The 13,814-nt window shown below is 37.0% G+C and carries 12 protein-coding genes; 5 read left to right on the top strand and 7 right to left on the bottom strand.

Annotated features, from left to right (window positions below; genetic code table 11):
- Positions 1-4: 4 nt before the first annotated feature.
- From E7Z77_RS06140 to hisS, 3 genes are read right to left on the bottom strand one after another with little or no spacing between them, the layout of a single operon-like run.
- Positions 5-1,849: a PINc/VapC family ATPase gene (locus E7Z77_RS06140; RefSeq protein ID WP_292751486.1), complete on the bottom strand. Its 1,845-nt coding sequence runs from the start codon at positions 1,847-1,849 to the stop codon at positions 5-7.
- A 1-nt stretch (position 1,850) separates the two neighbouring features.
- A complete protein-coding gene (gene hisI, locus E7Z77_RS06135) occupies positions 1,851-2,258 on the bottom strand; it encodes a phosphoribosyl-AMP cyclohydrolase (RefSeq protein WP_292751483.1) in 408 nt (135 codons plus the stop codon).
- Positions 2,259-2,260: 2 nt separating this feature from the next.
- On the bottom strand, positions 2,261-3,556 hold the full coding sequence (gene hisS, locus E7Z77_RS06130; RefSeq protein WP_292751480.1) for a histidine--tRNA ligase: 1,296 nt from the start codon (positions 3,554-3,556) through the stop codon (positions 2,261-2,263).
- An 85-nt stretch (positions 3,557-3,641) separates the two neighbouring features.
- Here hisS and E7Z77_RS06125 point away from each other — a divergent pair, with 85 nt between their 5' ends.
- The gene (locus E7Z77_RS06125; protein WP_292751477.1) at positions 3,642-4,493 is read left to right on the top strand and encodes a shikimate dehydrogenase; all 852 of its coding nucleotides are present in this window, start codon (positions 3,642-3,644) and stop codon (positions 4,491-4,493) included.
- A 4-nt stretch (positions 4,494-4,497) separates the two neighbouring features.
- On the top strand, positions 4,498-5,187 hold the full coding sequence (locus E7Z77_RS06120) for an ATPase (RefSeq protein ID WP_292751474.1): 690 nt from the start codon (positions 4,498-4,500) through the stop codon (positions 5,185-5,187).
- Here E7Z77_RS06120 and E7Z77_RS06115 read toward each other — a convergent pair.
- Together E7Z77_RS06115 and E7Z77_RS06110 are read right to left on the bottom strand one after the other, a co-directional pair.
- Complete coding sequence (locus E7Z77_RS06115; protein WP_292751471.1) at positions 5,170-6,663, bottom strand: replication factor C large subunit; 1,494 nt, start codon at positions 6,661-6,663, stop codon at positions 5,170-5,172. The genes E7Z77_RS06120 and E7Z77_RS06115 overlap by 18 nt on opposite strands.
- Positions 6,664-6,672: 9 nt before the next feature.
- On the bottom strand, positions 6,673-7,620 hold the full coding sequence (locus E7Z77_RS06110) for a replication factor C small subunit (protein ID WP_292751468.1): 948 nt from the start codon (positions 7,618-7,620) through the stop codon (positions 6,673-6,675).
- Between the two features lie 148 nt (positions 7,621-7,768).
- On the opposite strand from E7Z77_RS06110, the gene E7Z77_RS06105 reads away from it, so the two are divergent.
- A complete protein-coding gene (locus tag E7Z77_RS06105) occupies positions 7,769-8,734 on the top strand; it encodes a zinc metalloprotease HtpX (RefSeq protein ID WP_292751465.1) in 966 nt (321 codons plus the stop codon).
- A gap of 1 nt (position 8,735) precedes the next feature.
- On the top strand, positions 8,736-9,467 hold the full coding sequence (locus tag E7Z77_RS06100; RefSeq protein ID WP_292751462.1) for a tRNA (adenine-N1)-methyltransferase: 732 nt from the start codon (positions 8,736-8,738) through the stop codon (positions 9,465-9,467).
- Positions 9,468-9,512: 45 nt separating this feature from the next.
- Here E7Z77_RS06100 and leuS read toward each other — a convergent pair whose 3' ends face one another.
- The gene (gene leuS / locus E7Z77_RS06095; RefSeq protein ID WP_292751459.1) at positions 9,513-12,368 is read right to left on the bottom strand and encodes a leucine--tRNA ligase; all 2,856 of its coding nucleotides are present in this window, start codon (positions 12,366-12,368) and stop codon (positions 9,513-9,515) included.
- 10 nt (positions 12,369-12,378) lie between these two features.
- Entirely contained in the window at positions 12,379-13,167 is a 789-nt protein-coding gene (locus E7Z77_RS06090; RefSeq protein WP_366510250.1) for an NAD+ synthase, read from the bottom strand.
- Between the two features lie 358 nt (positions 13,168-13,525).
- Here E7Z77_RS06090 and E7Z77_RS06085 point away from each other — a divergent pair, with 358 nt between their 5' ends.
- Positions 13,526-13,813 carry a hypothetical protein gene (locus tag E7Z77_RS06085; protein ID WP_292751456.1) on the top strand — a complete coding sequence of 96 codons (288 nt, stop codon included), beginning with the start codon at positions 13,526-13,528 and terminating at the stop codon, positions 13,811-13,813.
- Position 13,814 lies beyond the last annotated feature (1 nt).

The raw sequence follows: 13,814 nt of genomic DNA, 5'->3' as shown, positions 1-13,814 counted from the left end.
ATTATCACATTTTTTGAACAGCAGTAATCTTCAATCCCATTTCAATAGCTTCAATAATGAAATCGGATAATTCTATTCCTCTTTTTATCTTAATTTCTCCCTTTTTGGAAGTGGTTGCAGTCAGCAGGTATTCATTTTCGATATAAACATCAAAGTTTTTTCCTCCGTTGTCTTTTCCCAAATCCAAAATCAATTGTTTTTTGGTATGAACTATGTCCACTTCAAATGGAGTTTTGTTAACTGGTTTTTCTTCTATAACTTCAACTCCAAGACTTATTCCGATGCTGTCTTCAATTTCAGCGATTCTTTTACCGTTTTTACCTATGATTTTTGGAACGTATTCTTCGGGAATGTAGATGTTCGCCCTTTCTGGGGAGATTACCTCAACATCAACTTTGGCTTTTTTAGGAAGAATCTTCTTGATTTTCCTTAGGATTTCCTTTTCGGCTATTCTGTCAACAGATGATTTGTGACGTTCATCATCTGAAGTCCCGTTGACAAGGTTCATGTCCATGACAATGGTTTGCTCACCATAAGTGTAGATTTCATTTTTGAGCTCGCCGGTTTCAAAATCCCTGACTTCGATAACGGGTCTTGCAAGATCTGCCTCTTTCATTCCGGTCGGAACCTTAACGGTCATTTTGGTTTCATAAACGCTTGTGACCTTACCGTTCTCAATGTAAATGCTTGTATCGACAATGGAAGGGATTACACCAAGTTCCACTCTTGAGGCAATTCTCTGTATCGCATCAATCGGTCTGGTTGCATGAACAACCCCAATCATTCCGACGCCCGCCAGCCTCATATCTGCAAAGATGTTGAAGTCAGTATTTTTTCTAAGCTCATCGTAAATTGTGTAATCAGGCCTTACGAGTAACAATACGTCTGCAGTATTTTCCATACTGCCTTCAAGCGGAGCGTATTGTGTTATTTCATCCGGAAGCTGCAGATCCCTTGGGGATTCCATAGTTTTTACAATCTTATTTAATTCTGATGAGTAGTATTTTGCGATGGCCTGCACAAATGTGGATTTTCCAGCTCCGGGAGAACCTGAAATCAGTATTCCTTCCGCACTGGTTCTGATTCTGTTTAATAATTTATCGGACAGGCGGTATTCATCAAGGCTTATGTTGGCCACAGGCCTTACGATGGTGATTTCCAAAGCTTCGGAAAATGGAGGGTAAGCTATTGAAATTCTGTATTCTCTTGACTGAACAACAAATGAACCTTCCTTCTCGCTTTCCAGGTAAGTTTTAGGGTCACTTTTAGCCTTGTCCAGGATTTCATCTACTATCTTCTTAAGTTCCTTGTAGGAATAGCGCTTTTCACTTAACACCTCAAAATCAATGTGTCCTGGTGTTCCTTTCTTAGCCATCGGAACTACATTTTCCTTCAAGTGGATGGACATTGTGCTTTCATCAAAGAATTTTTCTATTGACAACGGATTTTCAACATATTCCTGTTTGTAAAAGTAGACCGGAATTCCCTGCGCTTTTGCGGTTTCGGCCTGCACCTTATCATTTGTAAGTAGGGTTCCCATTTCACTTCTGGCCAAATCCCTTATTATGCTATCGATTTCACCGCTCTTTGCATATCTGATGTCATAATTGGTGGGTCTTTTCCCTTTAAAGCTAATGGATAGTTCCCCATCATATTGAAGCTCCTGCAGTTTCTGCAATTCTTTCAAGCCTCTGCGACCTTCAGATCTGTTGGCATTGGCTTGGTGTTCAAGTTCACAGACGACAGCTTCAGGCACGATAATTTCCGGATAATCCAAATCTTTCTCTTCAATCAATTTACTTACTGCACCTATAATGACTGCACTTGTGTCCGGTATTATACATTTCATCTTAATACACATCTTCTGGGTTTACAAGCCTTTCTAAAACGACTTCCAAATCTTCATCTTTCAAGTCTTCAATATCGACATCGCTTTCTGTTTTTAATTTTCTAAAGAAGCATGAACGGTATCCTTCATGGCAGGCTGCACCGGTCTGCTCGATTTTTAAAATGATTGCATCCATATCACAATCTACAAGGATTTCCTTAACTTCCTGGAAATGGCCTGAACTTTCACCTTTAAGCCATAATTTGTTTCTTGATGTGCTCCAGTAGTGTGCCTTGCTTGTTTCAATTGTTTTGATTAGTGCTTCCTTGTTCATGTTTGCAAGCATTAATATCTGATTTGTATTCACATCCTGTGCAATTGCCGTAATCACTTTAATGCCGTTGATTTCATGTCTGAAGTTTATTTCCATATTCATTCCTCTTTTAAATATTCAACAATTCCGTCAACATCAATTAATTCCTGCTCTCCGCTGACCATATCTTTCACGGTAACTTTACCTTCGGCAAGGTCATTGGCACCGATAATCAGGATTTTTTCAACCTTTATCTTGTCGGCATAATTCATCAGTTTCTTGAATTTTTTACCATTCAAATCAACATCGGTGTTGAAACCGTTTTTTCTTAGAGTTTGAGTAATTTCAAATGCTTTAGGCCTGACATCTGCTGAAATAGGAGCCACATACACATCCAAGTGTGAAGGCAATTCTTCCTTGTCTGTCAGTTCTTCAATCGCATTCATCAGTCTATCGAAACCTAGAGCAAATCCGGTTGATTCAACTTCCTGGCCTCCAAATAGTTTAACGAGACTGTATGATCCTCCGCCGCAAATCTGCTTTTGTGCGCCAAGTTCGGGAACATAAATCTCAAACACGATTCCTGTATAGTAGTCAAGCCCTCTTGCAACCCCAAGGTTCAATGTATAATTTTCAACCTGGAATGCTTCCAATAATGCTATTAATTCCTTAAGCTCTTCCAATGATTCTTTTGGCTCTTCATATGGTGCAATCAACTCTTCAACATCAGGTATGATGGTTTTGTCTCCCACCAAATCAATTAATTTTAACAATATTTGATTTAACTCATCATTGTCAATAATAGGCTCGTCTCCGCTTAAGGATTCGATGAGCAAATCCTTATCTCCCTTGTCGATGACAATCATTATTTCGCTTTGTGTTTCAGCTGAAATGCCGAAATGTTCAAAGAGCCCCCTGATGATTCCCAGGTGGTTAATGTTGACGTCGGCGGTGGTAATTCCTAAGGAGTTTATTGCATCGGTACATAATGCGATGACTTCAGCCTCTCCCTGAGGTGTTTTCGCACCTATTAATTCACAGCCGAATTGCCAAAATTGTCTGAATCTGCCTTTTTGAGGCCTTTCATATCTAAAACAGCTCCCATAGTAATAAAGCTTAATTGGTTTGGTAGCTGTCTTTTCAAGTTCGTTTAAGTATAATCTTGCCACTGGAGCTGTTATTTCAGGTCTTAATGTTAATTCTCTGTCTGATTTATCCTTGAAATTGTATAATTGATTTACAATTTCGTCTCCAGATTTTGTTGTAAATAATTTTAATTCTTCAAATAAAGGGGTTTTGATTTCTTGATAACCGTAACTTTCGAATACTTTTCTTAAGGTACTTTCCGCTTTTTTTCTTTCTCTCATTTCTTCAAATAAGAAATCTCTTGTACCTCTTGGTCTTGTAAATTCCATTTTTACACTCCTTTGATAAGATATATTATAATTAAAATTTGTATCTGCAAAGTTATATAATCTTTGTTAATCAATTAAATATTATATGAAAATTAAAGGTAGTACAAATATTGTAGGGCTGATAGGCCATCCTGTTGAACACAGTTTTTCACCGCCAATGCACAATGCTGCATTTGACAAGCTTGGAATGGATTATGCCTATGTTGCATTCGATGTCGATCCTCAGGATTTGAAATCAGCGATTGAAGGTGCAAAATCCCTTAACATTAAGGGATTCAATGTCACAATTCCTCATAAAATCGAAGTGATGCAGTATTTGGATGAAATTGATGAAATTGCCGGTTTAATCGGTGCTGTCAATACAATCGATTTTGGGGATTTGAAAGGATACAACACTGATGGAATTGGTGCTGTAAAGGCAATTGAAGAGGTAACCTCCATTAAAAATAAGAATGTGGTTGTTGCAGGTGCCGGTGGGGCATCAAGAGCCATTTCATTTTACCTTGCAAAATATGGTGCTGAGTCCATAACATTATTGAACAGAAATGTGGAAAAGGCGCAAAGTCTTGCCAATGACATTTCAGCTTCAGCTTTGATAGATGATGTTAAGGCGGATTCAATTTCTGAAATTTCCTCCTATCTGGGCAATTCAGATATTTTGGTGGATACAACACCAATCGGAATGCATCCTAACATCGATGATGAACCGATTGCCAAGGCTGAGGACATGCATGAGGATTTAGTTGTATTTGATGCGGTTTACAATCCTAATGAAACAGTATTGATAAAAGAAGCTATTAAGGCAGGTTCAAAGCCTGTTTATGGAATTAAGATGCTGCTTTATCAGGGTGCTGAAAGCTTTAAAATTTGGACTGGAAGGGATGCGCCTGTTGACGAGATGGAAACTGCCCTAAAGGATACACTTAATTTAGAATGATAATATGGATTTAATGTTTGATATTTCAGGATTTAATAATGAAAAAGAGGAATTCTCAAACTCTAAAAAAGATGTATTGAAATTTCTGAAGATAATTGGAGTTGACACCCGTTTCGTTTCATACACTCCGCAGAAGATTTACATCAACAATTTGAGATTTTCAAAGTTTTCTAGGAAACGTGAAGCTACCTTTATGAAGCAATATCCTGAAATTGAAGTTGTCAGAAACAAGCTTTTCCAAAAGATATGTTCAAAGTCATCCAAACATCTTGCTCTTGAAATCGAGCCGAATTCCCGCATATTAATGACAGATGATAATTTCATCATTGAACTGCTTATGGAACCTTATACCCGTAAGTATGGCGTTAAGTTAGTTTATGAAGGGGAATATGATTTAAAGGTCAATCCTCTGATTTTGGATGATCAGGTCAACGATATCTTTGAAGGCATTTTTTCAGGCGAGGGTTTAAACTATTCTAAAAAGTCAGATGAGGTTTATCCATTAATCAATGTTCCTTTGGATTGGATTAACTCCTTTTTAGAAATGGATGGTCAGGATATTCTAGAAAATGAGAATAAAAATGATTTGGCCAATTCATTTTCCGAATTTTTGGAAGATGTTGCCCCGCAATATAGGGAAAATGTTGTAAAGGCGGCCGAATACATTGAAAATAAATTAGAAGCTGAACAATGAAACTTGCTTATCAGTTTTCTTTTTCTCTTTTTTCTCTTCAGCTTTTTCTTCTACTTCTTCTAACTCCTCAACAGGTTCTTCAGGGGTTTCCTCTTCAGTTTCATTTGAGTCGATTCCAGGAATTTCAAATGGCAGTTCATCTTCATGAGGCTCTTCAGCTTCAGGAATGAAGTTAGTCATTTGGGCTTTAAGCTCTTCTGCACGTTGGTCACGTTCCTCAACTCTCATTTGAGCTTTTTGTTTTTCCATTTTATTGATTACTTTTTTAGGAATCTTTTTAGATCTGAATCGCTTGATTTCAGTATCTTCAAGTTCTAAAAAGTCAGAGATTTCCCAAGCGAGCTCATCATTTTGAAACATTATTTCAAGATAAGGGAACATTGAAATTGCCTCATATCTTGAGATGTGTAATTTCTCGGTCATTTTATCGGCAATTCCATCTCTCAAGTTTCTCTTGCCTCTGTTTCGGCTCATTAAAGTGAAGATTGTTGGGGTCTGAATTTTTGTGAATTTTTTATAGGTTTCATCCTTGGAGTTGCTCACTCCAATCCCCATAAAGTCGCTTGCATATTTCCAATAACCATAATTTCTGCTTGCATTGGTTCTTCCAAAGAATATGTCGGCTTTTGAAATGTAGTCATAAGCCTTTTTAATCTCTTCTTTTTTCTTGTATTCCCTTGGAATGTTTTCTGCAATGTATTCCATAACGAGTGTAGGGTCTTCTTCAATCCATAGGGCTTCTTTAACATGAGCGGGAGTTTTACTTTTTAAAACACCTGTGATGGCATTGAATATGTCGGAACGTGTGTCCTTGGTGACCATATTTTCAACGTCGCTAACGCCTAATTTATGGTCTTTGTCAGATAGTGCCTGCAGTGTGTTAATCGCAGACCTTACGTCCCCTTGGGATTTTACTGCAATTTCCTTTAAAGCAGCAGGTTCCACTTCCACTCCTTCTGCAACGGCTATTTTTCTTAAAAGTGCAGAAATGGAATTCCATCTTGATTTTTTCATTTTTATTACTTGACATTTCGGTTTGATGGATTGCAGTCTTTTTGAATAAAAATCATTGGCTATTAAAATCATTGGGTGCTTTGAGTTTTTTATTATTTCGCCGATGGCCTTAACTCCCCCACGGTCATTGGTTCCGTGTATTCCGTCTACCTCGTCCAGAATAATTAGTTTGTATTCGTCTCCAAAAAGAGATCTGGAGGATGATGATTCTCCTATTGTGCGTTTAATCACGTCTTGGGAACGCTTGTCACTGGCATTAAGCTCAATATATTCTGAAAAGTCTTTTGCAATAATCTGTGCCAGCGTAGTTTTTCCAATGCCTGGCGGTCCAACTAGGAGTAGTGGTATTTGAGGGTCATTTGATTTCCATGCGTTAACCCAATCTGTGATTATCTTAATCTCTTTTTTGTTACCGACCACTTCATTAAGACTTTGAGGTCGGTATTTATCAGTCCATAACATTTCAATACCTTATAAGAATTGGGTTAATAAAGCTTCAAGTTGTATTCTCGGATTGGCGCCTTCTCTAATTCTGAAATCACATTCGGCAATTGATTCAATTAAATCCATGTAAATGTTTGCATCCATTTTGCCTTCAATTACTCTTTTGGAAACGTCCTGATAAATTTGGGTCACCATATCCTCTCCACTGGTTCCCTGTAAAACCATGGTTTCTCTTAGGATATTTCGGGCACCCATAAAGTCGCCCATAAGCGCTTTGTTAATCATGTTTCCGATATCTTGCGGTTTGGCCTTTGAAACAACTTCATAAACTGAATTTTCGGTAATCGCTTCGCCTTCTGAAGCTGCTGCCTGAAGGATATTGACGGCTTTCCTCATATCCCCTTCAGCGAAATACACGATTGTTTCAAGACCCTTTTCCTCTGCTTCGAAACCTTCATTGTCACAGATGAATTGCAGACGTTCCTTTATCTCTTCTCCTTTGAGTGGAGCAAACCTGAATATTGCACATCTTGATTGAATAGGATCTATAATTTTTGATGAGTAGTTACATGAGAGTATAAATGAAGCGGTTTTAGTATACATTTCCATTTCACGACGAAGTGCATGCTGAGCATCTTTTGTCATGTTGTCTACTTCGTCTAAAAATATTATTCTGAATGGGGCGCCGACAGGTTTCAATCTGCAGAAGCTTTTAATGCGCTCTCTTACGGTATCGATTCCTCTTGCATCGGATGCATTCAATTCTAAAAAATTGTTTCTCCAATATTCCCCTAGAATAGATTTCACTAGTGCTAAGGCAGTGGTTGTTTTACCAACACCTGCAGGGCCGGTAAACATTAGGTTAGGCATGCTTTCTTCGCCTACATATTTTTCCAATCTTGCTACTATTTGCTTTTGCCCTACGATGTCTTCTAATTTTTGTGGTCTATATTTTTCTACCCATGGTCCGCTCATTTAATCACCATTTTTTTATAGTAAGATTTATGTATGATGTGGTTAAATTATTTTTTGCTTAACTTTTATTAATGTATGAAATCTAATAAATATATAATTAAAGTGAGCATTTGATAAGTAATGTTTACAAAAAATTAGGGTGTTAATAATGAAAGGCACATGGAAACTTAGATTAAGAATGTGGATTATATCCATTTTGATGTTTACAACAGTTTATATTCTCATCATGGCTGCCGGAATATATCTGGGCGTCCGCAGTTACATGGTATGGTTTGTTGCAAGCTTAGTAATTGTATTTTTACAATATTGGTTTGGACCATCATTGGTTAAACGCTCTATGAATGTAAGGCCGTTGTCTGAAGCTGAAGCACCTCATATTCATCAGATGGTTCAGGAATTGGCAGATGCTGCAGGAATTCCAAAACCTGAAGTGGGCTTGTCTGAAGTGAATATCCCAAATGCATTTGCTTATGGAAGATCAAAAAGGAACGGACATATTGCAATTACCCGTCCGATTTTAGGATTGCTGGACCGTGACGAGCTAAGAGCCGTACTTGGTCATGAGATGGGCCACATTAAACATAATGACATGATTGTAACTACAATTGTCAGTGTTGTCCCGATGATTTGCTATTATGTTGCTTTGTCCTTCATGTTTTCAGGGGACAGGGATAACGGCGGAACAATAATCATTGGAATTTTAGGTTACGTATTTTACATTATAGGTCAATTCTTGGTATTGTTCATTTCAAGAATAAGGGAATACTATGCTGATGAGGCAAGTGTGGAGTTCGGAAACAGGCCTGCGGCATTAGTGTCAGCACTTTATAAATTGTCCTATGGTGCCGCAAAATGCAGCAATGAAACAATTGCGGATTTAAATACAAACAGGGCATTTTTTGTCAATGATATTAATAACGCAAAACATGACGTTAATGACTTCAGTCAAATTGACTTTGACGGTGATGGAAGAATATCAGATGAAGAGTTAAGAAGACTTGCAAATTCTGAGGTTACTATATCCAAGAAAAATGGAATCATGGAACTGTTGTCCACTCACCCGGATTCCTTAAAAAGAGTTAAAAGATTAGCTGAGCTTGAATTAGGTGAATAGCATGAAGATGATTTTAGATGAACGTGGAAAGAAATATGTTTTAAAACCTGGTGAGGACTTTCAAAGCGATTTGGGAATCGTCAAGGCAGAGGTTTTGGATGATGCTGAAATCGGCGATGAAGTTAAAAGCCACCTTGACCACACATTTAAAATCATGAAACCTAACATCAATGATTTCATTGACATAATGGACAGGAGATGTTCAATATTAATTCAAAAGGATATTGGGCAGGTTTTAGCCCATTCAGGTTTAGGTGCCGGTTGCCGCGTTGTTGATGCAGGAACTGGTGCCGGAGCCATTGCACTTAATTTTGGAAATGTCGTAGGCCCTGAAGGGGATGTATTTACCTACGAGATTCGTGAAGACTTTGCCGAAGTCGCCCAAAAGAACATTGACAGATTTGGAATAAGCAACGTTCACGTTAAAAACCAGAATATTAAGGATGGAATCGATGAAGACAACATTGATTTGATCTTTTTGGATTTGCCGAAGCCTTATGAGATTTTTGAAGAGGTATGGGATTCCTTGAACGTTGGAGGATGGCTATGTGTCTATGCACCATATATTGACCAGGCGGAAATATCCTATAGGGTTGCCAAAAAGTTAGGTTTCTATGACATTGAAATATTTGAAACATTGGAAAGGGGCCTGGAGGTTAGAACTCAAGGTGTAAGGCCTAAAACACGTATGGTTGGCCATAGCGGATATCTGATGTTTGCAAGAAAATTATAGTAATATTTTAATAGTAAAAAAAGAAAAATAGTTGGAATAATTAAATTATTCCATAAATAACGCTGGTTTGTAAGGCATTGCGTTTTTAGCCTTATTTTGTGGGTCGTATGAGTCATCGGTATGAATGATAACTTCGTTTCCACATTCTTCTTTTATGTAGTCAAGAGCATCGGTTAAGATTTCCTCTTCGTTGATTTTTCCGATGTATCTTGTTTTGGTTATTTCCTTACCGATTTTTTTAGCTACCATAGCTATTTCCTTTTTGTCATCGTAGATGTTAGCTCCGATAGCTCTGCCCATAATTTGGCCGATATCAGGTTTTCCAACTTCATCAGCTATTTTGTATAATTCCCATTTCCAATCAGGAGCAAGGTATATGTGGACTTTTTCAACATCGTCTCCAACCATCTGTTTGATGTGTGCAATGTCCTTGATGATATTTTCCACTAATTCTTCTGATTTTTCAATTTCGAGACTTACGTGATCTTCATCATATTCAGGCCATGCGGCTTCACTTACAAAGCCTTCTCCACCATAAGTGGACCATAACTCTTCAGAGGTATGTGGTGTAAATGGTGCTAAAAGCCTAATCCATGCTTCAAGGACAGTTGAAAGGACATAGATGACTGCAGGGTCCTTATCATCAATTATGTGTTTCACACGATATAAGTAGTGGTCAACATCTTTTTTAAGTAGGAATAAGGAATTTTGCAATGCTTGCCTGGTTTGGAATACTTCCAAAGCTTCTGTTGATTTTTTGATGTGCTGATTTAGTTGACTGATCATCCATAAGTCGATGGTACGGGTCAGTTCAACTTCCTCGATGTTGCTCAAGTCTAAAGGTGAACCTTTGATTTCTTCTATTCTGGCTGCAAATTCCCTAAACCATTCAAGTCTTCTTTTTGTTCCAAGAACTTCTTTCTCTCTCCAGTCGAAGTCTTGCCATGGTTCGGCTGATGCCATTAGGAATAACCTTACAACGTCAGCAGTATAATCTTTAATTGCATCTTTTAGGAGAATCACATTCCCTTTTGATGAGGACATTTTATTTCCTTCCAAAAGACCCATTCCAAATACTACGGTTCCTTTAGGCCATTTTTCTTCAGGATAGATTGCACTGTGAGCAAACATCAAAAAGCTTAAGTGGTTACCTACGAGGTCTTTTGCGGACAGTCTCCAGTCAAGAGGATACCAGTAGTTGAATTCGTCCTGAATCTCTTTAACTTTTTCTTCAGGTACTGTAATTTCACCTGAATCCTTGTTTAGCAATACCTTATCAAAGAATGCAAGGTTTAAATCATCAGGATCCATGTCTCTTAAGTATTTGGCAATTGCATAATAGGACATGTAGATTGTTGAATCAGTTAAAGGCTCGATTAACCATTGATTGTCCCAAGGGAGTTTTGTTCCAAGCCCTACTTTTCTGGAACATGCCCAATCATCTAACCAGTTAATGTAATAGTCAAAGTTATTTTTAAGTTCATGAGGAATTATGGTTTCACCTTCAAGGACTTTTAAAGTTTTCTCGGTCCATTCCTCATTACCATATTTCATGAACCATTGGTCGTCCATAATTTTCACGACACAGTTGTTTCCGCATCTGCAGATGACTGGCCTTTCAGCAAAGTCGTACATGATTGTAGCCATATTTTTGGAAATTAGTTCTTCTTTTAACTCTTCACGAGCAAAACGAACTTTCATTCCACCAAATCCTGGGATGGATTCGATAATGGTACCTTTACTGTGCTGTTGTTTGTATAGCTCATTTGTAGCTTCATGTAATTTTTCATCATTCTGGTCTGTAATTCCAAGCCTTTCGATAATGTCTGCTGCCGGGATTTCTCCGTAGCCTTTAAGGGTACAGACTGGAATAGGTACCACATTTTCAACAATTCCTTCCAAGTTGTACTTGGCTATCAATTCATCATTATTTTTTAAATCTTGAAGAGCAATGTAGTCGGCAGGTGCGTCAGCAGGTTCGGAAAATACAACACCGCTTCCGTATGATGCACTTACAAAGCTTGCAGGGAAAACTGGGATTTCATTTCCTAAAAATGGATTTGTAGCCATTTTACCAATTAAATCATTAGGGTCAATTTCAGATATGATATCCAAATCTTTAATTTGATTTTTTAAATTATAGTGAGCTTCTTTTGTAATAACCCATTTTTCGCCATTGGCATTAACTAAAACATATTCCACATCAGGATTTAACCAGATATTGGTTGCTCCAACGATAGTTTCAGGTCTAAGTGTTGCAGTAACAAGGATTTTATCTTCAATTGGGAATTTTAAAAGGGTAAGTTCATTGACGCCTACTCCTTCACCTTCGAGTAAATCATGGTCTCCAACAGGATTGTCACAGTTTGGACAGTATTTTACAGGGTGTTCCCCTTTTTGAACTAATCCTTTTTCATGCAATGTTGTAATTTGCCATTCTATGAATTTCTTATAAGTTGGATCGATTGTCCTAAATTCCCTTCTCCAGTCAATAGAATAACCCATTTCGTCCATTACTTCATGGTATTCTGTTGAAAAGTATTTCACAATAAATTCAGGATCTTCCAATTCAGGTAAGGTTTCTTTTGGGACTCCATGCACTCTGTGGTATAAGTCAAGTGTCCATGGGTCTTTCCTTTTAATCCTATCTGCAATTCCAATAACTGGGGCACCGGTTACGTGCCATGCCATTGGGAATAATACATTATATCCTTCCATTCTTTTAAATCTTGCATATACATCAGGTACTGTATAAGTACGTCCATGACCTATGTGCATTGCTCCACTAGGGTATGGAAAAGCAACAGTAATGTATAATTTTTCTCTTTCATCAGGGTTAGATTCAAATAATTTTGCATCAGCCCATTTTTTCTGCCATTTCTTCTCAATATTTTCGCTCACTAAATCACCATTATAAGGTTGTTTTTAAAGGACTTTCAGGAACTTTGCTTTTGTGTTTGCTCCTGACCACTTTATTAATAATCATATCAACATCATCAACTGAAATGTCTAGTTTTTCAGCTATTTCATCATTTTTCATCTCTTTTTCATAATAGAGATATAAAATTTGGTCAAGTAAATTGTAGGTCATTCCAATTTCATCTTCATCAGTTTGATTTTCCCATAATCCTGCACGAGGAGGCTTTTCAATAATTTCTTTTGGAATGTCCAGGAATTTGCTTAAGTTAAAAACGTCTGTTTTGTATAAATCTCCAATCGGTTCAATATCACATGCGCCATCCCCATGCTTTGTAAAATAACCAATTAGGATTTCGCTTTTATTACCTGTTCCACAAACGAGGTAATTCTTTTGATTGGCATAATAATAAATGATTGACATTCTAATCCTAGCTTTCAGGTTACCAATAGCTAAATTATCGCTGTCAAGTTGGGTTGCAGATAAATATTCATTCAGAATGCTGTCAATAGCTATTTCCTTATGGGGGATTCCCAGGATTTGAGCTATTTCAGTTCCGTGAATTTTATCTTCTGTTGGTGTTGTAGTGGATGGCATAATTATCCCAAAAACGTTTTCACATCCTACTGCTTCACAAGCCAAATAGGCTGCAAGAGTTGAATCTATTCCTCCGCTCAGACCAACAACAAGGCCGCCGGTTTTAGATTCGGATACTTTTGAGGCAATGAATTCAACAATGTCACTTTTTGTTTTTTCACAGTTCAGTTCTGGAATTTCACTAATGTTCTCACCAACCTATCATTTATACATTATTTAGTTTGTAATTATTTATTAATAAATTATATCATGAAATTTTAAATGACACTTTCAAAAACTTTGTTGATTTTCAAAATCGGATTTTTGACTTTGATTCCATCTTAAATCTCTGCGATATATTGTTTTAAATTCATCATTTTGTCTTGAATATCAGTTTTATTGATTTGGGCATTATTTTTTCAATTTGTTTTATCTTTTAAGTGTGAATGAAGCGTTTATATCTTGAAAGATTAATTTTCTAATTATTTTGTTTAACACACTTTTATTATTTAAAATTAGTTAATATTTTATTATCCTTCTTTCAAAAGTATTAATAGGTGATAAATTGTTAGAAGAATATTTACCTTTTATTGGATTAATTATATTTGGGAACATTGAAAACCTTATTTTAGCATCACAAGGTGTTGTTCAAGGTGTAAACCCTAAAATTTTAGGTGGTTTGAGTATTATTGCAGTAATAATCTGGTTGGTAATCGGAACTGTAGCTACAGAAATTGCAATACAATATGCGAATTATATCACATTTATTGGCGGGCTTGCAATATTCATATTAGGTATTCAAGCTGTCTATGAAGCTATAAAACACATTAAAGCTACTAAAAGGGGTGAATAAG

This window comes from Methanobrevibacter sp., from assembly GCF_015062985.1.
In the GTDB taxonomy this organism is placed as follows: domain Archaea; phylum Methanobacteriota; class Methanobacteria; order Methanobacteriales; family Methanobacteriaceae; genus Methanocatella.
This window is presented reverse-complemented; position numbering and strand designations above follow the sequence as displayed.